This window comes from Pseudomonas sp. S2_H10, assembly GCF_054668285.1.
On the sequence record NZ_CP162754.1, the window covers coordinates 241,834 to 265,102 of the forward strand.

Sequence of the window (23,269 nt, forward strand, 5' to 3'; positions counted from 1 at the left end):
CCCGTGCAGTTCATAACAATAAGAGGAGTTTCCCCATGCTGTTGAAAGACAAGGTCGTGATGGTCTCGGGTGTCGGCCCGGGACTGGGTATCAAGTTGGCACTGGAGGCCGCCCGCGAAGGTGCGCGCGCCGTCGCCCTGGGTGCGCGGGACAAGGGACGGCTGCTCGAGGCGCAACAACGCATCCTCGCGCTCACCGACACCTGCGAGGTGTTGTGCGTTGCCACGGACATTACCGATGCCGACGCCTGTCACCGCTTCGCCGCCAACACCCTGGAAAAATTCGGCCGTATCGATGCGTTGCTCAACAGCGCCTTTTCCCATGGCGGCTTTCAGGCCGTGGAGGAGGGCGACAACGACCCGTTGCGCGAGGCCCTGGAAGTCAATCTGCTGGGCTCGTTGAACATGAGCCGCGCCGTGCTGGGACAAATGCGCACCCAGGGCGCGGGCGCCATTGTCATGATCAATACCCTGGGGGTGCGCAAGCCTTATCAGGGCGGTGCCGCCTATGCCGCATCAAAAAGCGCGCTGGCCGCGACGGTGCGCTACCTGGCGAGCGAGCAAGCAGTGCATGGCTTGCGGGTCAACGGCCTGGCGTGTGGCTGGATGTGGGGCGAACCGGTCCAGGCGCTGGTACGCCAGACCGCCGCCGCACGGGGCGTCAGTGAAGAACAGGTGCGTGCCGAATTCAGTGCCGGGATCCCGGGCGGACGCATGCGCACCGATGACGAGTGCGCGCGGGCGGCGCTGTTCCTGGCATCGGACTACGCCAGTGCAATCAACGGCGCACAACTGGATGCCAACGGCGGCGAAGTGATGCACTAAGGAACCTGACAGATGATTGATCACTGCGCTTTTAATGGCGATGCGGATGGCCTCTGTGCCCTGCAACAATTACGTCTGGCCGGCGAACTGGACCACGAGGTGCGCCTGATCAGCGGGGTCAAGCGCGATATCGCACTGCTGCGCCGGATAACCGCCGCCCATGGAGAGCGTGTCACCGTGCTGGACGTGGCTCACGAACAGAACCGCGAAGACACGCAACGCCTGCTCGACGCCGGTACCCGGGTGCGTTACTTCGATCACCACTATGCCGGTGAGCTGCCGCGACATCCGGCATTCGAGTCGTTTATCGACACCGCGGCCGACGTCTGCACCAGCATCCTGGTCGACAACCACCTCGCCGGACGCGAGCACCGCTGGGCGGTGGTCGCCGCGTTTGGCGATGGCCTGGCCGGTCCGGCGCGTGCACTGGCCGAACGACACGGCCTGACCGCGGATGAGCAGGCGGCGCTGGAAGAACTGGGTCAGCTGTTGAACTACAACGCCTACGGCGACAGCCTCGAGGACCTGCATTTCGATCCGTTGGCGCTCGCCGGCGAACTGTTGCCTTACCGCAATCCAATGGATTTCATCCGCGAAAGCACCAGCTTCAGCACCTTGAGAGAAGGGCATGCCGCCGACATGGCTGCCGCCGCAGACCTGACGCCGTGGTGCGAGGGCCACGGCGCGCGGCTCTATCGCTTGCCGGCGCAACCCTGGGCGCGAAGGGTCAGCGGGGTGCTGGCCAATCAACTGGCCGCACAGGCTCCGCACCTGGCCATCGGTCTGCTCAGTGCCGGGGCCGATGGTGAGTGGGCGTTCAGCGTTCGTGTACCTGAAGGCGCTGAACTGACGGCGGATGCGTTCTGCCGTCAGTTCCCGACGGGGGGAGGGCGTAAGCGTGCGGCCGGGATCAACCGGTTGGCTGAGGCGGATCTGGCTGGGTTTGCGCAGCGGTTGCTTGCGAGTTATCCGTGAAACCAATAGTCCTCATCCATGGTAGCAGCGCAACTTTCCAGTCCGTTCGGGCGAGGCAGATTGTCGCTGCTGTTTTAAGTCTGACAATATTTTAATGCGGTTAAAGACAGTCAAAACTTAACTCAACTAAATAGATGTTTAGTGTAGTTATAGCTCATGATTATTAGTGGAGTAGGGTAGCTCACCAGATGATCTACGGGTAGCTCATCCTTGTTCGTTATCTTCCAAGCATGTTCGGTATCTTTCAAGCACACGTCTAATCGGTAAAATCCCCGTAAATCAAGGGCTCTAGCCATCTGAGGTGCCTATTCAAAGGAGTATTCAATGGGTCATTTTCCAAGCTGGATGCTTCAAAGCGCTCATAATTACCTGAAAGCTTGTGAGGTTCTGGACGCGCAGAACCTACCGCACGTTGCCCAGGTCAATGCGGCGATTGGTATGGAAATTCTGCTCAAGAGCTTTATTTCCGTGCCTGACCAACATCAAGGTACATCCGGCGAGACCTACAAACTCGACTCTGTAGCGTTGGCCGCGGCTCACCAACATCTGAAAAACGTCGGCAAAACCAACCGTAAAACGGCTGATAAGCACGATCTGTTGACGTTGTTTCATGCGATGCCCGAAGCGATTCGTAGCAGCTTGTCCCTGGACAGCCAGGAAGATTCCTTCGAGAGATACCGCGACGTGTTCACCAACAGCCGGTATCCGTATGAGTCGAGCAGCTGGAAATTTTCCGACCCGGTGCTGATGAGGTTGCTGCGGTGGACGCTGGCCAATGTGGTTGGCTATTACAAGGCGCAAGGTTCTCAGGATCAGTTCGTCCTGAATTACATCGTTGAGGTGCAGGCACGAGCTGCGGCAGAGTGAATCGAGGCCTGGGCGTGGCTTCAAATCTGAACACCAGAGCCCCCCAGTTCTGTATAGGTCAGTACGCATAATGTATATTATGTTAAATCATACATCGGGATCAGGATAGAGCATCTGCCCTTTGGAGCGCACCGAACTAAATATCAAAAAGTCCGGCCACTAAATGTCCGAAATTGTGCGTCCGCACACCTTTTTTGACTTTTACTCCATTGAATTAATAGTACCTCTATTACATTGATTGCGCCGCCTAGGCTTGGCGATTTGGCGTTAACGGCCTAAGCTTGGCAAAGCCGTAGCGGAGAAATTCAAATGACCAAGACATTCGCTCAGATCGATTTGGTGTTGGTTGATGATGAGTCCCAATCCCTTTGCGTCCATGCAATTTTGTCCGATGGAAAACTTGCATCAGAAAAAATGTATTGCCACCTTTGCGAATGGAACGGCCAAGAAGATGAAATATACCCCGGGCTCCTCGTCGATCAAGGCGGTAAACGCTGTACTTATTCTGCAGAATGGGGATTCGACCAAAAATGGATCGATTTTTTTGTTTTTTTAGACAAGCCTCTCGCTGTTGGTCAGTCAGTTAGTCGGACTCTCGTGTTGAGCACTCCGGATACTCTCACTTACAGAATCACCGCAATTATTCAACTGCTCACCTGAGTGCTAATTTACGTGGTTGTTAAGTGCTGGGTATTTGTCCGTTGCCGGCTCAGATATCTATTAAGCCTATGAAGCTAGTCAAGCAAAACGAAACCATCGATAAGCAGCGCCATCCGCCTACGAACGAATAGCAGGCGTAGCCTGGGTGCAACGCAGAAGCCGATAATGATCGGGTTCAAAACAGCCCATCTACGATTTCATGACACGGTCAGCTTGCGCTGGCCGTAACTAGGCATTACAAGCGGATGATCCCTCAACGGCGACTTATGTCGTAGACCACGCCCAGCTCGGGTATATCGGCGCCAGCGTTCGTAAATTGCCTGGGCTACAAACGCAAGTGGACCACTGAAGTAACCGGAAGTAATTCTCCGAAATACTAGGAACTAATCATACGAAACCGGGCGGTTTACCCGATTTTCGCAAATTTACTTCTTCGCGAGCTTGGGTCTATCTTCGGTCGACTGCGAAAATACGGTTCCAATCTCGAGCCACCAATGTCCGACACGCGATCTCTGATCCCCCGAAGCAGCGTCTTGAGACCGTCTGCATGTTTGCTTCGGTTACATAGTAAATTGACTCACCATTTTCATTGAGCAAAATGCCACCCGCACCTCGCAACAACGCGTGTCCTGCAACGACGTCATGTGCAGAAACCGCGTACAGAGAAACTCCGCAGACGCCATCTCCTGCGGCGACTTTTGCAAGCCTATAGGCAATTGAGGGCATCGCAACAAAACTGCTGGGGGTACAGAGCTCACGATTGATCTCTGGCCTGATGATCGCGGCGGCACTCACCATCACGTAGGAGCTGCTCGACAACGCCAGTCCAGAAAGCTTTGTTGCTACTGGCTGTCCATTGCGTAACAAATCGGGTAGTCCCTCAGACCAGGCGATGCAATCAGGCGAGCCCTCAACAGTGACTGGTGCGTAGACCACGCCCAATACCGGAATTTGCTTATGCAGAAGGCCGACAGAAATGGCAGACCCTTTGAGACCCTTGAGAAAGTCACTCGTACCGTCGTTAGGATCGACGACCCAACACCAGGAATGTCCCATGAGGCTATGCCCAGTTTCTTCGCCCCAGAAGTCGCAGGAAAAAAGATCCAGCAGTTGCTGGCGTAGGATGTGTTCGATTTCTACGTCTACTACTGCCTTATCGCCCTTCCCTCGTGGTCCATTTACCCTCGCCCATTCCGCAATAAGTAGCTGTCCCGCGCGGATAACCACCTCGATAGTCTGAGTGAGTAGCATTGGAAGATCTGATTTGTGCATGGGGCTCTCAATATCGGAAGAAATACTGGGGCGCTTGATGTGGGTTAGGCTGTTAGCTGGGCAATCCAGATTCGTCTATGCATCCAGGGGCATTATCTGACCACATGTAATGGGTTGAAAGTAGGCGTATGGAGCCGCGGTCACCTTGAGGGTTAGGGTTATGCTTGCCGCCCGCAAGGCGCCCAGTAGGTTCATGTTCAATTCTGAATTGCGAGGCGGCATCAAGAAATCTATGTGCTGCTTTATCAGATCTATTTGCCATCATGCGCTGAGCTTCGGCCTCAAATTGAGCCTTTAAAAACCACTTAGACGTTTTGACTTTACGTCTTCCTTTCATGACGGCCTCTCGTCAACGCTGTTGGGTAAGGGGGCTTCGTCGTCGAGCTCGTCGTGTCTTATCGCCGGCGGCGAAGCGTGGAGAGCGATAAGTTCAAAAGCCATCGGTACCCGTGCCCTCCTCCCCCGGTTTGATCTGCAAAAAGGTCTCCGTTGGGATTGAGCTACGGTACCAAAAGAGAGTCGACAACTACTCAGGGGCATCCTCCTCATCAGGTAGATTTACTGCGTTGACCATTCGAGTGATGACGATAGACAACCAGGTTTGATGGGCGACAAGCTCTGGGTCAACGTCACCATCCGCATTGGACGTTTCATAGAGTGATCTCCAGCCCAGGATTTCTGCTGGGCCGACCTTAGCGTTGTCTCTGAATACAGCTTTTGAAGCAAGCCGGTAAGCGTATGTATCCAAGCAAGCGTCATCCGCCAACCTTAGCTCGACTCGGCCAAAATCAAGCACATTCTCAGCGATCCATCGCGGAGAGCCGTTAAGTTTTGGAGGAATTGCCAGCAGGACACCAACGATGGCCTTCTCTGAACCAGGCCGATCCATTTCGTTGAACAGGTCGATCAGATGTTGGCCGGAGAAGCGTTTGACTATCTCTATGCCCTGCTCTGGCTGAGCAACGTTCGCCACCGCGACCATCAGCATGGTTGAAGGGCTGTGCTCATTACTCGTCGCAGATAACTGACGGGCGCTAATCTGAAGTGCGGACATAAATCTCTCTCAAAATGAACACTATAGATTGTAGCCCTATAGAGCTCAAAACGGCTTCATCGTTCCTTTTGTGGATTAAGCAAAATGGAACTGAAGGAAGCGTTCGCCATTGCGTTACGTAACACACGGCTTCGCCGGGGCTTGACCCAAGAAGATTTCGGAATCGTCAGTAGCAGGACATATCTCAGTACGCTTGAGCGCGGCCTTAAGAACGTTACATTGGAAAAGGCATCGGAGCTTGCCGACAGAATGGGTGTGCACCCGCTCACCCTCCTCCTGGAGAGCTTTTTGCTTCTCGATCCGGATACAGATTTAGACTCGCTGCTTGAACGAATTCGGCGTGAGATCAATACGGACCAAAACTTTTAGCTAAGCGCCGGTGATATCTAACTATTGCGGAGCGTTATCTGGCGCCTCGTACTGAGTCAGGTATATCGACCTTAAGCAAGTTGAGGATTCCGGGGAGAAGTCCTCTAGTCAATCTCAAGGTATACGAGAATCTTCAGCATGGCCCCGATGGCATGCAGGCTAGGTAAACGATTGGTTTCCGGCGATATACCCCTATCGTTGACCAGCCCTTTCCCCGGGGCCTGTGATATCTGCAAAAGTACCGATGCGCCACAGGATCAAAATGCAAACCCTTCTGCTGTCTGGATCAGCATCTCCTCAATCAGGCGAGTGCCCTGGGTGGTGGAAAGCATCGCAATAGGGCTTTTGCCCGAAAAGCGATCCTTGGACTTGGAGAGCCAGTGCTTGGCCTTTTCGTCGTCCCCGAAGAGCGTTTGGGCCATGGCCATGATGTGTGCAACACGAAACAGGCGATCGCTCTCCTCCACCGTCAATCGCTGGCCGCGCGCCAACCTCGTTTTGAGAGCTTTGAGCGGAATGATCTGATCGAGCTCTAGCGGGCTTATTGCGCCAAGGTCGCAAAAGGCTTTGACGCTACCAGCCGAGAAACCCGTCTCGATCAGTTCGTGGATGTCCTGATCTGAAGCGTCCGTGGGGATGTGGAGAAGTGTTTCCAGCCTTACCCGGTAGGCACCATAGGCATTCTCGCGCAGAATTTCAGCAAACATAGGGCTCCCTCTTGATTCGGCATTTGCCTTGCGCCTTTCGCGACAGGCAGCGATTGGACATGACCGTCTATGACCGGCCGTTAATATCCGTCCGAGGAGAACTCAGCACTCGCATAGCGCACACGTCGATGACGACGGGCCTCAGCTACAGAGGCAAGGGCCACAACCGAGCAGAAGAAGTCATCAGCAGTCAGCATCACGCTTCAACTGGCGAAGACATTGCGATCATAATGAATCATCCCCGCCAAGACCAAAGTGTGAGTAGCATCATGACCGAAGCCCAGCGTTGGACAGTGAAATGCCAAGATCCTGCGGATGGAAGCGGTGACGTCATCATTGACATACCGCCTGACCTACTCGCCAGTTTAGGATTGAGCATCGGCGACGTACTGACCATTGAAGTGATCGACGGCGCGATAGTTCTGACGCCGAAGTCGAGCGACTCAGCTACACCCTGAATCGCGCCGGCGCGCATGACCTAATCTCCAAACGGGCATATGCGAACAGCACAACTGAACGGCGGCGATTGGGCAGATTTTACGTAGCGACTCAGACTTCAAAGCAGTGGCTACGTTTTTACACAGCTACGGTCGATTGCGGCCCATCGCTACAGGCCGAATCCGCCACAAAAGGTCTCTTAGGTATTTGCCTTTAATAGGGACTCATCACTGGCTACGTAGTGGTACTCATGTGGGCAAAGTCTTCCGCCCGGACCAAATAAAAGCTTGGCTGTGAAACACTCTAGATACGTGAGAGCTTCCAGTTGAACGTGGTGTTCGTAAAAAGCACGTCGTCGGCCGCCTATGATCCTAGCTCGGTTTTTCAGGCTCAACTTCAACAGTTCCGCCAGCATGTAGCCGCGAATGTCGTACCGCGCCCCGACTGCCTTCGTTACTGTCGCATAACAAAAATGGAAGGTCAGCCTGTATTTACGGGGGCTTTGGCACAGTTGTCGATCGCTCACATCTCGCCCTCCTTGGAATTTTTCAACAGCCGTATGAAGCTGCCAAACTAGAAATGAGAATAATTTATTAGCATGTCACCCGCAAAATAAAGAAAAAGTTGGAAAAACCACCAGAAATGAAGATTTTGTTTGGTGACTCAAGAAAATCTCTAGCGTAGACGCTGCCTAAAAGGAAAAGTGCAGATTACGCACGCTTGGTCGAGAACTCCGCCCTCTGGGAGAGCCAGCCTGCGATCAGTGTAGAGCGATCTTAATATCTTCATCGCGGTGCCTGCTGAGGCTGCGAACCTGACGCTGAGCATTCATCACGCTGTCTAGTCCTGAAATAGGTTTACACCTGTTTCACCCAAACGCCCGATGCATCGCATCGGGCGTTTTATATTTCAAAGGCTGGTCGAAAGCTACCGATCCTGAACGGCAGCTACTGGCCGATTCTGTTGAAAAAGTCGGATTTTCAGATCACCTGGATAATTGCACTGACTTGACCACCTATTTGCATTCGATCTGACCAATCATCTTCATCGGATTCACCATCACGCCGCGTGCCCTATGGCTAGCCAGCATGCCCCCAGACGTGATCATGAGCTGGTTGCTGCTGCCACTGACACTGCGCGGCTTGAACCAGCTGCCGGATCCCTAGAGACAAAATCAAACCACCGCATAATCGATCAATAGCTTTTTTCCTCCTTCGATACGCTGAAGCGATCTCAGGTTGCGAAAGAGCGATTGCGACCACTCCATACCAAGTCATCGAAACCACCACTACGACTGCCAGCATCGATAAAAACGTGCTTGGTGAAACGTGGGTGGGGGCTGCCGCTGAGAAAATAGCGGCATAGAAGGCCTTGGATTTAGGGTTGTCACTGTTCGTAACGACCACCTAAATGAATGACTGCCGAAAGTTTCCAACGACAGCATTATTACAGGGGGAAAGCGCGCTCTTCCCGGCCTTGAGCAGCAGACGGAATCCAAACCACATCAGATAGGCTGCCCCCAGAACTTTTACGATCAGCGCCGCCCAAGGGAACGCAGCAAATACAACGCCGATACCTGCGATTACCCAGGTGGCCCAGGTGGCCCAGGTGGCCCAGAATAAATTGACCAATACGAGGCCTGCTACCAAGGCCAAAGCTTCTGACCGCGTAGCAGCTACCGCTTTGTGGACTACTGCAACGAAATTTGGCCCTGGAATAACGACACCGGCCAGGTAAACCAAAAAGACTGTCAAAACGGCGGGACCATTGATCATGTGCATTCCTTTGCGAGTGTTGTGGCTGGGGACGGTCATCATTCAGTTCAAGGCCGCCCGCGGCTTCAACGTACAACGAAATAAAAATTCGATGCAGGGCATATTAGGGTAGTTGTGTTTTTACACACTCTGGGCCCGAAGCGGCACGTAGCATATGGTTAGAAAAGCTGGGGCTAGTTGCTAATCACTCCACCTGAGCCAGTAGAGAGTCGTGGTCGAAGATCCAGTACCTTAACCAGCAACCTGACACTGTTACCCATTTCGCGAACAACTCGAGATGCTTCGGTCTCAAGCAGCTCTCGTAGCCCCGCAATATCAATTGATTTGCCCGTGTCGGGGTGCTCCCATGTGCGTGCGCCCGTAACGGTCACTAAAAGGCAGCCGGAACGACAGCTCTCTGCTGCCATATATCGAGTAACGAGTTGGTTTTTTATCGTGTCACGCAGCACACGACCTGACCAATTTTCGCCAAGCTTGAGTTCAACCGTGGCTTGCTGCCCCGACTGCGCTCGCATGCGGATGTCCGTTTCCTTTTCGTCAGCAGTGACCGCTTCTTGGTCAACCGTGTAGACATGATTGGATGTGCCTCGTAACACCCTAGCAATCTCACGGCGCATCACTTTTTCCTCACGGATCAAAACCCAAGCATCGCGTGGCGTGACATCCTGAAGCATCAAATCATCGAGATCCTCGAACCGGTCGACAAGAACGGCATACATGTCGTCGCTGGTGATCGGTGGTGCCTCACCGTATCTATTAAGAGTCGCCACATCTGACTCGCTGAGCACGGCACCGTCAACTTCTTCAGCCGACTTTTCGCGAGCAAGTAGCGCGAGACGATCACGGAAATGAGCAAATAATGGATCTTCAAGCATCTCCAGTTTGACCCTCCATGCCTCATCACCTTGAATTTCGAGAATTGCGGTGAGGAGCGCATTTCGTGCGTTTTGCGCCTCGTCTCTAGGACCAGGTGAATAAGTCCCCACATGAGTAATGTCGTCGCAAGGACGCACATACTGATATGCAAGTCGGAGGAGTCTGAGGAGCAACTGGGGAGTGAAACCTGATATCCGTAAATCGACTCGCAGAGTAGAGAAGCGGTCTCCAAACAAGGTACTGAAGGAACTGATAGCGAAACCAGTTGGCATGGGCTCAAGCGGTGCCAGCAATAGCTCCAAGGCTTCTACCCCAGCTACCGGATCAAGACGCATCAATGTAGTGAGCCATATTTGGGTAAATGGCCCGTTGTCGGAAACGGTCAGTTGAGTCACAGCCAATGTGTGAATCCTGCTATGCACTGCTTCGCCGCCGTGTTGGAGGAGAATTTTCAATACTCGCTCAAGTCGACCTAGCGCGGCTTCCACGTCTTCGGTATGACAAAAATTCACGACATAAGCATCAAGCCAAGTGATCAATCGAGGCACGAACAATTGGGCGACAACGTCCGGGGCATAGCCCACGTCCTGAAGTAGCATGACGAACGAATTCGTTTTAGCGACTTCATTGAGTTCAGCAGACAGGTCGGGACCAAGTGTCTCTTCGACCGCAGCGGGAAACTCCCGCGAGAGGGACTCAAACCATGCTGGAAAACCGCTGCACTCAATTCGCGCGTAGCGTGCGGCCAATTTAGCCTCATCCACGGAAAGATTCTGCACCCAATCAGGGTCTTCAGCTTCGGCGGCTATCGCAGCCAACCCGAGCTGCCATTTAATAAGAAATGTACCTTTCTTGTCCTCAGGTCTCTCGTAACGAAGTGTCGGATGGTCCCCGCGCCACATAGAACGCATGCTGACACGCAGTCTGTCGGCGGTCTCTTTGCCAAAGTGGTCCTCGATAAAACGACGATCCCATCCGGAGGCACGGCTTTTGTTTCCGGAACGTTGCATTGCCTGCCACAAATTCCAAGCAGTATTGCCTTCGCGGTCAGGTTTAAAAGCGTCATCAGGACGTTCGGCAACCTCACACCAGAATGCCACCCAAGCCGCATGCTGCGTTGCTTGACGCTCTTCAGCGGCCTTACGTTGCTGTTCTCTGCGCGCCTCTATCGCGACTATCTTCGGATCGATCTCCGCCGGAACGAGAAACAGGTCGATCATGGCAATCAGCACCGGCTCATCGAGAACATACTGCTTTAGTCCTTCGATGTGATTTCGCGAATCGCCAACACCATTCCACATACCACGCATTGAGGCATGGAGCATCATTGCGCGCTCAGGCAACGGGCGATCGCAGTCAGCCATAATTCGGCGAACCCAGGCCGCATCTTGTTCGTAATTTAATAGGATAGGACCGTTGAATGAAGCCTGAAAAAAGCGCTCCCAGGAGTCCGCTCGCGGGTGCAAGCTTTCATTGAATTTATCGTCAGCCCAGAAAATCGCCTCGCGCTGAATTGCGCCCAATTCCGCAAGCGATTTGCGCAGGCTATCCATTGGCTCGTCGTGGTTATGGTCATCAGGCTGGAGACGCAACGCAATCGTCGAAGAGCGGAGAACTTCCAACCGTAAATCACCCTCGCGTACAAGTTTTAAGGAAACCGCTGCAAGCATCGAGAGCAAATGTGCGCGCTTACTGACGAGATGCGGCCACTCATTCACCCAAGCCAAATCCTCGGTGACCAAGTAGGTCAAACCCTCGCGCAGCGTCTCTAAATAACCCGGAGGGAATTCAAGCTCTGCAATGCTGTACGGTAGCGACCACTCTTGCTCGAAATCAATGCTTGATGACTCCGAAAGGCCCCTCAAAATCCCACAGAGTCGATCAGGCGTAAAAAACAGAGGGAGCAATCGAGCGAGTGCGCCACGAACCACTGAATCAGGCCAAGTTGCTTGCGCCTCTTCCATCGACTGTGCGAGAAACTCAACCCGAGCGTCGCCAACACGAGCGAGTGCCGTAATCGCATCAAGGCGCTCACCCACCAAAGCCGATCCATCGATTGCGACTGCATGAGCAATATCTGCACACGCAGGCATTGGCCCTGCGCCAATCAGATCTAGCAACAGCTCACGGACTTCCTGATTCTCAATGCTCTCCCCCCACAACTGTAAAACTTGCGCCTCCAAATCAGGCGTAGCAAAACGATGGATCTGCACCTGCGGAGCTTGCAGCCCACGCCAACCTCCAGATCGGTAATGCTTCACATAGGCTCGTAATGCGTCCTGACGCTGAGAAAGCGTAAGTGATTCTGGGTCAGCGTGGTCCAGTAGGACGTTGGGCTCTCGATCACGAACTTCGGAAAAAATAGTAGGCTGCAATGCGGCTAGCCATGCGGCGACCGGGCGCATAGTCGGTCGAATGACCTTATCGTTCTGTTGAGTCTCAGCAAAGAGCAGTCGCTTCACCGCCTTGATCGGCATGCCTTGGCTCAATCTACGGTCAAGATACTGTGCCGCTAGAAACTCGAGTACCGATCGGTGATGGAATCGGACGCGCCCATAACTCGCAAACCCGAACAGCGGACGCTCCAGCAATGTCTCTCGCTCCTGCGGCGTCCAATCATGTAACAGCACTTCGGCATCTAACGCCCCACCAGGCTCACCGCCGCGATCTGACTCCACACTAAAGCGTATGGTTAACTTCCGGGTGAGCAGCGCAGCTAGTGCAAGCCGGCTTGCTCCCTCTAATGACTTATCGGGTGAGAGTTGCGCAGGCTCACGACGATCAGTACGCGGCTTGAGCTTGATGCGGATATTGTGCTCCACCTGCTCTCGATGGGTGCGAATGCGGCGGTGCTCGCGCCAATCAGAGCAAAGCTCGACAAGATCTTGCGGTCGCCGCGCAAAATCTTCAGCGTTCCGTTTTCGTAAATCGGCAAGTAAGGCATCAGCATCGCCGACACCCTCAATGACCGCCATTTCTCTAATCTGCCGGTCGGACAACGGTATTAACGTGACGTTACGCCATACCGGAGGTACGTCCTCCTTCTTCTCGGGGGCACGCCGCACACGCCCTGTCGCGATGTCTGCAAAATCATCCCTGCTTGGTGCCAGTTCAATGTGTACCGGCACTGGTAAATGGCGCTGGATCAGTGTCTGATCTACAGCAATTGGACGGGTTGTTATTACGATCCGCACCCTTCCGAGCTGACTGCCAATGGCCTTGCCCAAACGCTTCAGAACCCCATCAAAAGAACCGAGGGTCAGCTTTAACTCATCAACCGAGTCTAGAAAAAACGTGGCTATTTCGGATTGAGAAGCCAGCCAAGCCTCAAGCCGCGCCTCCTCCTCTCGTGACAATAGGTCCGATAGGTTGGTTGTTGCGAGTTGCGATAGCTCCAGAAAAAACGCAGGCTCGCCTTGGTCCCACATTGCTTGCTGCTGTGTTTGACACTCATAAGTCTTTCCGGTGCCGGCTTCCGAAACGATCAAAATACGCTGCGATTCAAGCAGCACTTCCCAGCCAACATCTTTTGCCCATCCCAATCGCGACAGCAGTGATGCCTGCTCAATGCCCGCGATCTCTTCCTGAGATAAATTGCGGAAGGTACGCTGAATACGTTGGTTGTTTTTTTGTAGTGATTGCATCGGCGACCTATATCCCTATCAGTTGGACCTGCCACGTGTTTGCAAGCAATCTTACATACGAAATGCTCAGACCTTTGCCCTGAAGTTGCGACAAAACGTCCGCACTCGTTGGACGGTCTGATTGAGATGCCAGACCCTGGAGCGATCGCCTCGACATCGCAAGTCCATCGGGACGGTGCCGCGTCGTTACCGTTTTTGATCACAGTGTGATTGGGATCGAGAACGCAGGTCAGCTGACTGAAGCTCAATTCACCGTCAGAATTGAACGCTACAGCTAATTCATTTTCTCACCTTCTGATAGATATTCCTTTCATGGAGCAACTGAGCGTTGATCGCGCGGGAGGAATCCCTTCTGAAAAAACACCTGTCCTTTCTCAAGTTTTAAATTGATGCAAGTCGATTCGTTAAGCATTACCAACGGACCGGTCTTGAGGTTGATGTCAGGACCTTGCTCCAGCAGTTGCATCAGCTGATCGACACCCTCCCAGATCACCTTTTCATCCAGGCGTTCGTGGAAAAACTCTTCTGAAAATATGAAAGGCAGTTCGAGCTCATCTGCCAACTCATACCCAAGTTGAACCCTCCGACTGCGCCTCACCAAGCAGTCAAGCTGAGCAGACTTGAGACGGTTTTCAATGGAAAAGGCATCTGGATGCACCGAGGGTTCATGCCCCGTTAGGTCTGTAGGCTCGGTTCCCACATAGGCAATTGGCTCCCAGCCGGCAGCTAGGTAATCCAGGACCCTGGCGTAGCTCTCAAACGCTTCTCGGTCATGCACGTTGTCACTGGGTTTTGGGAGCACATATCTGCTGGGATGTAAATAACTTAGTATCCGGCATCTGCCATCCCGAACCCATAGGTCCAGATGCCAACGCAGACCATTGCTCCCGTTGCCGTGAGCGCGTACTCCGAGGTAAATCACTTCTCCATGCAGCATGGTGAAGCTGTGGCTACAGCAGGTGTACGACGTGGTAGTGATTGTTGAGCTGCAAATCGCACCATCCTGAGGGTTTCTCGCGCTAATCAACACCACACCATACAGGGTGTGGGCGTAATCTCCCTTGTCATCATTGCCCTCAGAGTGGTGTATTGCGCTGGTGATCTCTACCGCACGAGTCCGATGTGCACGGAACACTAAATCTTCGGCGAAAGGCGAGCGGGTTGTCTTTTCACAGGCCACCGTCGTGACAAGTGGTTTCAGGGCAAAGATGTTTGGTGGCAGAGGCATTTGGGCACCGTCTCGGTAGGTCCGGAATAGCTCCCAGAGCGCCACTTCTACCTGAACATCCTTGGTGATTTCATCCACCTTTGACCCATGTTCTGGAAAATACCCGCGCACGATTTCATCAAGATTTTTTTTCGGAATGGACGTGCTCAATTCTCGAATTTTAGGGTGAACAACCGCCAAGTTTTGGGAGAACTCACGAACGGTCTTCATCTCGAGCAAGAGTTCAACGGGAAATTTATTCCTGAAATCATCGATGGCTCCAGCGCAGTTCCTGCACATCCAAATGCCATTTTCTACGGAACTCAACTCCTCACTGGACATCCCGTTACCGGGGCGCGGCCCTTTTTCCGCAGCAGCGTTGATATGTGCCGCTATCCCAATTGATGCTATAGATTCCTCCCCCTTGCCGTTGGTCGTCGGCGCTACGGTTTCATTGGCGCAGCCATAGTTTGAGCAGATGTACCCAGACCTAGCAGCCAATTTGCGCCGAGTATCAAGCGAGAAATCACTGCGTCCGGATTTGCTTCCCACAAAACTCTCCCTAGGCTCTACCTATCAGTTATGTCCCCCAGAATGGGCAAGTGAGGGGTTTCGATCAAGAGCCCGTTTATGCCTCGGTTTCAGCGGGCTACCTGCACGGGACACGTCTCATCGTTGGTGGCAATTTATATCCAGCCATTGATGTGACAATGGAACCCTTGGGATGACCGAGGTCGTCATCCGCTCGGTCGCCTCAAGAAATGGGGGCTCCAGCTGTCGCTCAACCCCCATTAGGTACCAGCTCCGGCGTTGCCGAGCACACGACAAGGCGGGAGGATCCGCGTGCCAGGGCAACGTAGAGATGCCGGGCATCCATGTTTTCAGGGGACGGGATGACGGCCACCTCGGCTTCCAAGCCTTTGAGCAGCAGACTTCAATGGTCTGGGGACACTCCAATACTGCGCGACGGTAGAGCGCACGCCTGAGGTCCAAGCCCTGCTTGAATACGACATTCTAGGGCGTTCGAAAGAGTTCATTGCTTCCTTGCCTAAGGAAATGATGGATCGCGCCATCAACTGGGCGTACCTGAGCGAGACAGATTCCTCATTTGCGATTGAAAAGGAAGCACCAAGCCAGCAGAAGTCAGAGCGTTTCGTTCAGTTGCTGCGCCAGGCACATGACCGCCAGCCGCTTACCGAAGACTACTTGGTCTCTCTGCAAAACAATGCAATTTCCCAACCGCTTGAATGGGCGGTGGCCTTCCGGCATGAACAAAACCACCTGACCAACTCCTTTCGAGGAGCGGCTGGGGTCACCTATATCCCCCCACCTCCAGACCTTTGCCGGGATCTGATGTTCGAACTCATGGCCTTCGCAAACCGTGCACCGTTGGAGCTTGACCCGCTGGTGGCCGCCGGCATTGCCTCATTCGGGTTCGGGTTCGTGTTCTTGCATCCCTTCATGGATGGGAATGGCCGACTGTCGCGCTTCTTGATACACCAGGCATTGTGCTGCAGCGGTGCGCTGGAGAACGGTTTGCTACTCCCTGTCTCCGTTGCCATGAAGCGAGAGGAGCAACGCTACCTTGAAGCTCTGCAGAGCTTCTCGAAACCAGCCCGGCAATTCTGGGACGTTCGTTGGATCGATGCCGACAACATGTCGCTTAACTTCACCGGCGACCCAAGCCTCTATCGCTACTGGGATGCGACTGAATGTGTGGCCTTCACGCTGGAAATGGCCAAGCGGGCATTGGAAATCGAACTGAGGGAAGAAACCGAGTATCTGCAACGATACGACACGTTGCTCAAGGTGGTTAATGACAACTACGACGTGCGCGGCAGCCTCTTGAGCAAGCTGATAATGCAGTGCTTAGACCAGAATGGGGTCGTATCAAAAGGCCGGCGGAAGCAATACAACGGGTATATCCAAGAGGAGGTTTTCGACTTCCTCGAAAGTCACGCCCAGGCCGTTCTGGCAGACGCCTTCGCAGAGCCCGACGACCAATAGTCTAGCGACCGGGGCGGTTATATGACCGGTGGCACCATGCCCATCTCAACCGCGCCATCCCGACTAGCTATTAGGCGGCCCGACCTTTAAAACCGAACAGTTTTGAAAAGGCCCAAAGCGTGCGGTAGTTCACCCACTTGGCCAGAACCATCGCCCTTAATTTGGAGATTCTCAACGTGTGTTCACCGGACGCTTACCAACGTTTTCGATAAAACGCTGTCTGATCTGTCGGAGCGAAACGCCGCGCCCGACAGAAGCAATACAAAAGCCCTGCTCGCGGAAATCGCAGAGCTTTCTGCAAAAGTCGTCAGTCTCGCAGACAAGCACCGTCACCGCTTCAGTGCCACACAAGCGTACGCACAACTCGTATTCGAACGCCTGGCAGAGTTACGGGAAAATCGCGTAGGTTCAATGTAGATTCTGGCTACTGATCTACTAGCCTACTACGCATCGAAACCCTCCCTGCTCATTTTGGACGCCACCTTCTTTGCACTTGATGCAATTCGCCCAATACGCTTCAGCGGCCCCGAACAATCATCCGAAGAAACCATCTGGTTCAGGCGCTCATGCGCATGTTTCAGGCCAAGAGTACTTGCAACAGAACCGCTGCACACCGTGTTAAATTTGATCAATCTAACTCTCCATGGTTTTATTTAGTGGTGCTTTCATTGCCAGTATCAGGATGATCCGCGGCTTGTCGTAGCTGAGTGAGCTCCGCTGAATACTGCTCCGACAACCTCTTGGCATCGGCCAATTGCGCGCTTGCCTGCGCGAGGCCCTCCTCTAGTCGCTTGCATTCGACGCGCGACACACCGAGCTGCTCTTGAAACGCTTCCTTCGCTCCGTCTGCCTTGGCAACCGCTGTCTTCATTGCAGTAATCTCACCGGCCAATCGAAGCACCGAGTCTTCCTGCGTCGCGACCGCTTTGCTCTGCTGGCGAGCCTCACTCAGTAGGCGCTCGTTATCTCTGTTGAGTCGAGTCAGTTCATCCTGCTTAAGCATCAAAGTCTGCTGGAGCTGTCGTAGCTCAACCTGAACTTGTTGCACCTGCCCTTCGTGTCGCTGTTGTTCCTGCTCCCGCTGCTCCTTGACCGCGTTGCGATAATGTTCCAGCGCATCGCGTGAATGCAGGTGCTTTTCTTCCAGGGAGCGGTCTGCTCATCCTTCTCCTGCACGCGCAGTTCGAGATCACTGCAATTTTGGCTAAGGCGCGCATTGCGGGTGATTTCAGTTTGAAGGCCGGTCTGGCAGATCAGCAACTCTTCCGTTTGAGCCTCCAATGCCGCCTTCTGACTATCAAACTGGCGCTGCAAGAAGGTGAACTCTGCATTGAGAGTTTCGTATTTTTTTTCCAAGGCAACACGCTGTTCGTCAAAAACGCCTTGGGCGTGTGCAATAGCTTCACCCCCCTCCTCCGTCATTCGCGCCAACAAGCCGGCCACAAGCTCAGTCAGCTCGTCACTTAATCGCTCCCTGGATGCCCGAGGCCGCGGATCAAAATCTTCAATCTCCTTCAAATAACGGTGAATGGTCGTCTTCGAGCCGGTATTACCCAGCTCAATGCGCACGGCGTCGATGCTCGGATTCTCTCCCCGAGCAAGCAGCGATTCCCGCGCTTTTTGGACAATCGCCTTGTTAATTCCGCCGCGTGCCATTTTCCTCTCCTACGATTTCGTACTGTTTTACATACCACGAATATACATAGCACTTTACTGCCAAAAAAAGAACATTATGAGAGTGTTTCTTTGATAAAATAATCGAGCGTTATCGCATCATAGAGCTGGTTTTCGTTTTTTCCAGCGTGGGAAAAGGTACGTTTGGCGTAGGAACGATATGAACATGGCGGATCGCTACCTGCAGGCCGGCACCCGGGAAAATACCCGGCGCAGCTATCGTGCAGCGGTGGAACATTTCGAAGTGACTTGGGGTGGCTTCCTCCCCACGACGGGCGATGGCATCGTGCGCTACCTCGCCGAGTACGCGGACAAGCACACCATCAGCACGCTGAAGCAGCGCCTGGCCGCCCTCGCCCAATGGCACATCACGCAGGGATTCCCCGACCCCACCAAAACACCTACCGTGCGGCAGATGATCAAGGGCATCCGCGCGTTGCATCCCGCTCAGGAGAAACAAGCGACTCCCCTGCTCCTGCAGCACCTGGAACAAGCTGTTCAGTGGCTGGAGCAGGACGCGGAGAAAGCAGCTGCCCGCCAGGATCTGACCACCCTGCTGCGCAGCCGGCGTGACATGGCCTTGGTGCTGATCGGGTTCTGGCGTGGTTTTCGCGGGGATGAGTTGTCGCGCTTGCAGATTGAGAACACCCAAGCGCAGGCAGGGGTGGGCATTACCTTCTACCTACCGCACAGCAAGGGCGATCGCCAGCACCGCGGCACGACGTTCCGTACACCTGCCTTGAAGAAGCTTTGTCCGGTGCAAGCCTATGTGAACTGGATCACCATCGCCGGCATTGCACATGGCCCAGTCTTCAGAAAGCTCGATCGTTGGGGGCATCTAGCTGAAGACGGCTTTAACGCTAACAGCCTGATTCCACTGCTGCGGCGAATTTTTAATCGCGCGGGGGTGTCTGGCGATCTTTACACCAGTCACTCATTACGTCGCGGCTTCGCCACCTGGGCAGCGGCCAATGGCTGGGATATCAAAGCGATGATGACGTACGTCGGCTGGAAGGACATGAAGTCAGCCATGCGCTACATCGACACGGCAGATTCCTTTGGGGAGTTGGCGACAAGTCGGCCACTCACTTCATCAGCTATTTCCCAAGTGCAAGCGTTGACAGTGGCTGAAAATCCCTAAGGGCCGGATGAAGTGTCGCGAGTAAATTTGTTTCACCGTTGATGGAGCGGATGGACTCGGTTCGCGTGGTTGCGCGCCATCGAATGAAATGTTGTGCGCGGTCAACTTGGGCGCGGCTGACTAGTGGGCCGATGGAGCTTGCCGAATCGTGATGGTTGTCGACTAGTACCGCTCTGACTGAAGTCTTTATCCTTTTAAGCGCATCCTTAAAGCGCGCGCGACGCAACCATAGTCTTGTGCCAGCAACCCAGGCCCGACGGTTGTTCCTAAAGGCCGCATACAGTGTCAGGGGAACTGCGTCGTCGAGAGTTCTGCCTCATCCAGCACTATAGAGGCAGTTGCCCTGCGTTATCGTAGACACCCATCGCTCGCAAGCTCGCTCCTACAGGAGAACTCGGTCTGCTGTGAGAATCAGATGTCCAGTACTAGGGTCTCACTGCCTGCGGCCGGCACGGCGCAGCAGATCAGTACTTCATCCGCCGCCAAGCCTTGTTCCGGGGTGTTTAGGTAGTGGACCTGCCCACTGGTCATCTTGGTAGTACAGGTGCCGCAGGAGCCGCCACGGCAGCTGAACTCAGGGTTAAGGCCGCGGGCTTCCGCCAGTTCCAGTAGAGTCCCGGTGCCTGGCTCCCAGCGCGCTTCCTTGCCGGAAGTGGCGAACAGCACCTTCACAGGCTCACTGGCGATAGGCACCTGCAGTGCGGCGGGAACGCTGACTTCGGCGTCACGCACTAGCGTGGACGGTCCGAATGTCTCGGCATGAATGCGGTCATCTGGGATGCGCATTTTGCGCAGGCCGTCATACAACGCCTGGGTGAAACTCCCCGGCCCGCACAGGTAAAAGTCGTAGTCGTTGAGCGGCAGCAGGGTCTTGAGCAGTTCGACATCGATCCTGCCGGCCAGGTCATAACTCTCGCCACCGCCCTCGGTCGGCGGCTGGCTGACCACCCGCAGGACTTTGACCTTATCCCCTGCCCTCGCCACTAACTCTTCGAATTCCTCGCGAAAGGCCAGGTCGTCCACCGAGCGACTGCTTTGTAACACCCAGGTCGGGCGCATGCGGTTAATGCGTTTTCCTTCGTAGACTACTTCCCGCAGCATCGACAACATCGGCGTAATGCCAACGCCCGCCCCCAGAAGCACAAGAGGACGCCGCTCCGAGGGTTGAACCGTGAAATGCCCCTGGGGTGCCCGCGCTTCGATCAAGTCACCGACCTGAATCCGATCGTGCAGATGTGAAGACACCACGCCATCACGCTTGACGCTGATGCGCAAAAATTGATCCGAGGGTGCACTGGACACGGTGTAGGTACGAATCGTCGGCGGTTGCCCATCCAGCAACAGCCGCACAGGCATGTGTTGGCCCGGCTCGAATCTGGGCAAACCAACGCCATCGCACGACTCAAAATAGAACGAACGAATACTGCGGCTTTCATCGACGATGCGCGCCACCCGCAGCGGACGCCAGTGAGTACGAAGGGCTTCGGCCTCCAATCGCTCCGCAGCCTGCTCCCAACTTCCTGTCATTGTCGAGTTGAGTGATTCGCCTTCGGCCTGGTCGGCCCAGCGCAATGCCAGCGCAGCCTGACGGTGAACGATGCGCTGCGGCGTGAAACGCCAGAGCCGCTCGGCGCCTTGGAACGCGGCGATTTCCGGGTCGTCTAGCAGTACTTCAGCGGTGCCGGTCATTTGTAGCAGGTCACCGTTCTCGAAATTGATAAACGTCAGCCCGGCACGGGGGTTGAGCAAGATGTTGCCCAGGGTGTTGAAAAAAAGGTTGCCGGAAAAGTCCGGGATAGTGAGCGAGCCGTCTTCTTCCATTCGTACAAAACCAGCCTTGCCGCCGCGATGAGAGGCATCGACTTGGTTCTGACCATCACGCACGACGTAGGTCGCTACATAAAACGAATCCGCCGATGTGACCATGCGGCGTATCAGTGGATCGGTCACGGTCAGCTCTTGAGCGATGTCTGCCGTCTCTTCGACGAACTCGTACTGACGCAGATTAATGTAGCGTGGGCAGTTACCATAGGCTTGAGTCACGACGATCTCGATACGATCGTCCAGCGCCCGCAGTACATTGCCATTCATACGATTGCGGCGGCGAGTGTGCAACTCAATGCCTAACATACCTATCGCATCGCCCGGCTGCATGCCTTCATGAGCAGGATCGTTAGGCTGTGGTTCGAGCTTGATCTGTAAAACTTCCGGTGTGGGAGAGATCATGAAGCCCGGTTGCCCGGTGCGAAGGGTGGCCCACACATCGCCTTGCCGATCCACGGCGCCCAACACCACAAAAGGTAGTTGCGAATAAAACTCGCGATGCTGGTCCGGCATCCACGTCCGCGACATCTGCCGCTGACCGACACCCACCATCATGTCCACTGCACCGACGGCGCGCTGTAAAGTCAATTCACCTTCATGCCAAGGTGAAGATCGAGGTTTTGAGGTGTCGTCCATTCGCTTTCCCCTTGCGCCCGCCGTAACGGTCTGTCTGCTTCGTCACCTCAAACGTGGAGGTGAACTGAGTCAGGCGCATGTTGACGCTGAAGTGCCTGTGGCGGAATGGGCACAAAATGCAATCCAGCATTTCAGAAAATGAAATGCTGGGGCGTCAATAGCGAGTTTGTGAATCCCTGTAGAGCGAGTTGGCGAAGGCACCCCGTATGACTACTCCGAAGGCGTTAGCTAAAAGTCGTTCGAGGATCGCTTTACGTGCATGGACGTGGACAGCATCGACTTCGTCTGGATTCACGACACCTCCAAGGTTTTCCACGATGACGCCTAGCTCGCAAAGTTCGAGAACCCCGCACTGGTGCGTTCCTGTCGACTCAAGCTCATGAATCACAACTGCCGCCTAACCATACGCTCACGCCTTGTAAAAATAATCAGCGGTGAGCGTTTGTCGCCTTGGCGTGACTTTTCATATCACGCCAGAGCGCGCTTGGCCGCCGTTTTGATGTGGGTGCTGTACAGCGTCAACCCGGTGAACGCCAGGCCACCAACCAGGTTGCCCAGCACGGTCGGGATCTCATTCCAGACCAGGTAGTCCATCACCGAGAACCCGCCACCCATGATCATCGCCGACGGAAACAGGAACATGTTGACCACCGAGTGCTCGAACCCCATAAAGAAGAACAGCATGATCGGCATCCACATGGCGATCACCTTACCGCTCACCGAGGTCGAGATCATCGCGCCGACCACACCCATGGAGACCATCCAGTTGCACAGCATGCCGCGCAGGAAAATCGTGATCCAGCCGCCCACGCCATAGTGTGCATAACCCAGGGTGCGGGCCTCGCCGATGCTGGCGATCTTTTCCCCGACCGCGCCCGGACCGGTATTGAAGCCGTAGGTAAAGACGAACGCCATCATGAACGCCACGGTCAGCGCACCGGCAAAGTTACCGACAAACACCAGCCCCCAGTTGCGCAACACACCGCGCACGGTGACGCCCGGACGCTTGTCCAGCAGCGCCAGTGGCGTGAGCATGAATACCCCAGTCAGCAGGTCGAAACCCATCAGGTACAGCATCGAGAAGCCCACGGGGAACAGCACCGCACCGAGCAGCGCGGAACCGCTCTGCACCGCGATGGTGACCGCAAACACTGCGGCCAGAGCCAGAATCGCCCCCGCCATGAAACTGCGAATCAGGGTGTCGCGGGTCGACATGTGAATTTTCGATTCGCCGGCATCGAGCATCTTGGTGACGAATTCGAATGGAAGTAGATAGGACATTGGGCTTTCCTCGTAGCTGATTTTTCAAAAGCGGAACG

Annotated in this window: 17 protein-coding genes and 4 pseudogenes; 9 read left to right on the top strand and 12 right to left on the bottom strand. The window is 54.5% G+C overall.

Annotated features, from left to right (window positions below; all coding sequences use genetic code 11):
* The first annotated feature begins 35 nt into the window (after positions 1–35).
* The 4 genes from AB4O16_RS00970 to AB4O16_RS00985 all read left to right on the top strand — a co-directional run bounded on the left by AB4O16_RS00970 (position 36) and on the right by AB4O16_RS00985 (position 3,326).
* On the top strand, positions 36–824 hold the full coding sequence (locus tag AB4O16_RS00970; RefSeq protein ID WP_460156766.1) for an SDR family oxidoreductase: 789 nt from the start codon (positions 36–38) through the stop codon (positions 822–824).
* A 12-nt stretch (positions 825–836) separates the two neighbouring features.
* Positions 837–1,799 carry an acetyltransferase gene (locus AB4O16_RS00975; RefSeq protein WP_460156767.1) on the top strand — a complete coding sequence of 321 codons (963 nt, stop codon included), beginning with the start codon at positions 837–839 and terminating at the stop codon, positions 1,797–1,799.
* 324 nt (positions 1,800–2,123) lie between these two features.
* A complete protein-coding gene (locus AB4O16_RS00980) occupies positions 2,124–2,666 on the top strand; it encodes a hypothetical protein (protein WP_160386938.1) in 543 nt (180 codons plus the stop codon).
* Positions 2,667–2,975: 309 nt separating this feature from the next.
* Positions 2,976–3,326, top strand: a complete 351-nt coding sequence (locus tag AB4O16_RS00985; RefSeq protein ID WP_460156768.1) for a hypothetical protein — start codon at positions 2,976–2,978, stop codon at positions 3,324–3,326.
* A 447-nt stretch (positions 3,327–3,773) separates the two neighbouring features.
* On the opposite strand, the gene AB4O16_RS00990 is transcribed toward AB4O16_RS00985, so the two are convergent.
* The 3 genes from AB4O16_RS00990 to AB4O16_RS01000 all read right to left on the bottom strand — a co-directional run bounded on the left by AB4O16_RS00990 (position 3,774) and on the right by AB4O16_RS01000 (position 5,652).
* Positions 3,774–4,598, bottom strand: coding sequence for an inositol monophosphatase family protein (locus AB4O16_RS00990; RefSeq protein ID WP_460156769.1), 825 nt, complete (start codon positions 4,596–4,598; stop codon positions 3,774–3,776).
* 52 nt (positions 4,599–4,650) lie between these two features.
* The gene (locus AB4O16_RS00995; RefSeq protein WP_460156770.1) at positions 4,651–4,935 is read right to left on the bottom strand and encodes a hypothetical protein; all 285 of its coding nucleotides are present in this window, start codon (positions 4,933–4,935) and stop codon (positions 4,651–4,653) included.
* A 189-nt stretch (positions 4,936–5,124) separates the two neighbouring features.
* A complete protein-coding gene (locus AB4O16_RS01000; RefSeq protein ID WP_460156771.1) occupies positions 5,125–5,652 on the bottom strand; it encodes a hypothetical protein in 528 nt (175 codons plus the stop codon).
* Positions 5,653–5,736: 84 nt separating this feature from the next.
* On the opposite strand from AB4O16_RS01000, the gene AB4O16_RS01005 reads away from it, so the two are divergent.
* Positions 5,737–6,021: a helix-turn-helix domain-containing protein gene (locus tag AB4O16_RS01005; RefSeq protein WP_460156772.1), complete on the top strand. Its 285-nt coding sequence runs from the start codon at positions 5,737–5,739 to the stop codon at positions 6,019–6,021.
* A gap of 257 nt (positions 6,022–6,278) precedes the next feature.
* Here the strand turns inward: AB4O16_RS01005 and AB4O16_RS01010 are convergent, their stop codons facing one another.
* Positions 6,279–6,728, bottom strand: a complete 450-nt coding sequence (locus tag AB4O16_RS01010) for an antitoxin Xre/MbcA/ParS toxin-binding domain-containing protein (protein WP_460156773.1) — start codon at positions 6,726–6,728, stop codon at positions 6,279–6,281.
* Positions 6,729–6,787: 59 nt separating this feature from the next.
* Here AB4O16_RS01010 and AB4O16_RS01015 point away from each other — a divergent pair, with 59 nt between their 5' ends.
* Entirely contained in the window at positions 6,788–7,186 is a 399-nt protein-coding gene (locus AB4O16_RS01015; protein ID WP_460156774.1) for an AbrB/MazE/SpoVT family DNA-binding domain-containing protein, read from the top strand.
* A 1,125-nt stretch (positions 7,187–8,311) separates the two neighbouring features.
* Here AB4O16_RS01015 and AB4O16_RS01020 read toward each other — a convergent pair.
* The 3 genes and pseudogenes from AB4O16_RS01020 to AB4O16_RS01030 all read right to left on the bottom strand — a co-directional run.
* Positions 8,312–8,941, bottom strand: a pseudogene (locus AB4O16_RS01020) (LysE family translocator); the annotation flags it as partial.
* A 173-nt stretch (positions 8,942–9,114) separates the two neighbouring features.
* Entirely contained in the window at positions 9,115–13,461 is a 4,347-nt protein-coding gene (locus tag AB4O16_RS01025) for an NACHT domain-containing protein (protein ID WP_460156775.1), read from the bottom strand.
* Positions 13,462–13,771: 310 nt separating this feature from the next.
* On the bottom strand, positions 13,772–15,220 hold the full coding sequence (locus AB4O16_RS01030) for a hypothetical protein (RefSeq protein WP_460156776.1): 1,449 nt from the start codon (positions 15,218–15,220) through the stop codon (positions 13,772–13,774).
* 378 nt (positions 15,221–15,598) lie between these two features.
* Between AB4O16_RS01030 and AB4O16_RS01035 the strand changes: the two are divergent.
* Together AB4O16_RS01035 and AB4O16_RS01040 are read left to right on the top strand one after the other, a co-directional pair.
* Positions 15,599–16,675, top strand: a pseudogene (locus AB4O16_RS01035) (Fic family protein); the annotation flags it as partial.
* A gap of 198 nt (positions 16,676–16,873) precedes the next feature.
* Positions 16,874–17,083: pseudogene (locus AB4O16_RS01040) on the top strand (DUF3422 family protein); the annotation flags it as partial.
* Positions 17,084–17,324: 241 nt separating this feature from the next.
* Here AB4O16_RS01040 and AB4O16_RS01045 read toward each other — a convergent pair.
* Both AB4O16_RS01045 and AB4O16_RS01050 read right to left on the bottom strand, forming a co-directional pair.
* Complete coding sequence (locus AB4O16_RS01045) at positions 17,325–17,678, bottom strand: hypothetical protein (RefSeq protein ID WP_460156777.1); 354 nt, start codon at positions 17,676–17,678, stop codon at positions 17,325–17,327.
* Positions 17,678–18,331 (bottom strand): DNA-binding protein, encoded by a 654-nt coding sequence (locus AB4O16_RS01050; RefSeq protein ID WP_460156778.1) that lies wholly within the window; start codon positions 18,329–18,331, stop codon positions 17,678–17,680. Before AB4O16_RS01050 ends, AB4O16_RS01045 begins: the two co-directional genes overlap by 1 nt.
* Positions 18,332–18,509: 178 nt before the next feature.
* Between AB4O16_RS01050 and AB4O16_RS01055 the strand changes: the two genes are divergently transcribed.
* Positions 18,510–19,490 (top strand): site-specific integrase, encoded by a 981-nt coding sequence (locus AB4O16_RS01055; protein ID WP_085702080.1) that lies wholly within the window; start codon positions 18,510–18,512, stop codon positions 19,488–19,490.
* Here AB4O16_RS01055 and AB4O16_RS01060 read toward each other — a convergent pair.
* From AB4O16_RS01060 to AB4O16_RS01070, 3 genes and pseudogenes are all read right to left on the bottom strand, one after another.
* Positions 19,447–19,785, bottom strand: a pseudogene (locus AB4O16_RS01060) (aldehyde dehydrogenase family protein); the annotation flags it as partial. The gene AB4O16_RS01055 and the pseudogene AB4O16_RS01060 sit on opposite strands and share 44 nt — an antisense overlap.
* Positions 19,786–19,901: 116 nt before the next feature.
* Complete coding sequence (locus AB4O16_RS01065) at positions 19,902–21,950, bottom strand: 2Fe-2S iron-sulfur cluster-binding protein (RefSeq protein WP_090321783.1); 2,049 nt, start codon at positions 21,948–21,950, stop codon at positions 19,902–19,904.
* 468 nt (positions 21,951–22,418) lie between these two features.
* Positions 22,419–23,231, bottom strand: coding sequence for a formate/nitrite transporter family protein (locus tag AB4O16_RS01070; protein WP_085702082.1), 813 nt, complete (start codon positions 23,229–23,231; stop codon positions 22,419–22,421).
* Between the last annotated feature and the right edge of the window lie 38 nt (positions 23,232–23,269).

What these genes read in the sequence shown, in the direction of transcription:
- AB4O16_RS00980 (WP_160386938.1), top strand. Translation starts at nt 2,124, where the DNA reads ATGGGTCATTTTCCAAGCTGGATGCTTCAAAGCGCTCATAATTACCTG.
- AB4O16_RS00985 (WP_460156768.1), top strand. Translation starts at nt 2,976, where the DNA reads ATGACCAAGACATTCGCTCAGATCGATTTGGTGTTGGTTGATGATGAG.
- AB4O16_RS01065 (WP_090321783.1), bottom strand. Translation starts at nt 21,950, where the DNA reads ATGGACGACACCTCAAAACCTCGATCTTCACCTTGGCATGAAGGTGAA.
- AB4O16_RS01015 (WP_460156774.1), top strand. Translation starts at nt 6,788, where the DNA reads ATGACCGTCTATGACCGGCCGTTAATATCCGTCCGAGGAGAACTCAGC.
- AB4O16_RS00995 (WP_460156770.1), bottom strand. Translation starts at nt 4,935, where the DNA reads ATGAAAGGAAGACGTAAAGTCAAAACGTCTAAGTGGTTTTTAAAGGCT.
- AB4O16_RS00990 (WP_460156769.1), bottom strand. Translation starts at nt 4,598, where the DNA reads ATGCACAAATCAGATCTTCCAATGCTACTCACTCAGACTATCGAGGTG.
- AB4O16_RS01045 (WP_460156777.1), bottom strand. Translation starts at nt 17,678, where the DNA reads ATGCTTAAGCAGGATGAACTGACTCGACTCAACAGAGATAACGAGCGC.
- AB4O16_RS01005 (WP_460156772.1), top strand. Translation starts at nt 5,737, where the DNA reads ATGGAACTGAAGGAAGCGTTCGCCATTGCGTTACGTAACACACGGCTT.
- AB4O16_RS01010 (WP_460156773.1), bottom strand. Translation starts at nt 6,728, where the DNA reads ATGTTTGCTGAAATTCTGCGCGAGAATGCCTATGGTGCCTACCGGGTA.
- AB4O16_RS01025 (WP_460156775.1), bottom strand. Translation starts at nt 13,461, where the DNA reads ATGCAATCACTACAAAAAAACAACCAACGTATTCAGCGTACCTTCCGC.
- AB4O16_RS01000 (WP_460156771.1), bottom strand. Translation starts at nt 5,652, where the DNA reads ATGTCCGCACTTCAGATTAGCGCCCGTCAGTTATCTGCGACGAGTAAT.
- AB4O16_RS01070 (WP_085702082.1), bottom strand. Translation starts at nt 23,231, where the DNA reads ATGTCCTATCTACTTCCATTCGAATTCGTCACCAAGATGCTCGATGCC.
- AB4O16_RS00970 (WP_460156766.1), top strand. Translation starts at nt 36, where the DNA reads ATGCTGTTGAAAGACAAGGTCGTGATGGTCTCGGGTGTCGGCCCGGGA.
- AB4O16_RS01055 (WP_085702080.1), top strand. Translation starts at nt 18,510, where the DNA reads ATGAACATGGCGGATCGCTACCTGCAGGCCGGCACCCGGGAAAATACC.
- AB4O16_RS00975 (WP_460156767.1), top strand. Translation starts at nt 837, where the DNA reads ATGATTGATCACTGCGCTTTTAATGGCGATGCGGATGGCCTCTGTGCC.
- AB4O16_RS01050 (WP_460156778.1), bottom strand. Translation starts at nt 18,331, where the DNA reads ATGGCACGCGGCGGAATTAACAAGGCGATTGTCCAAAAAGCGCGGGAA.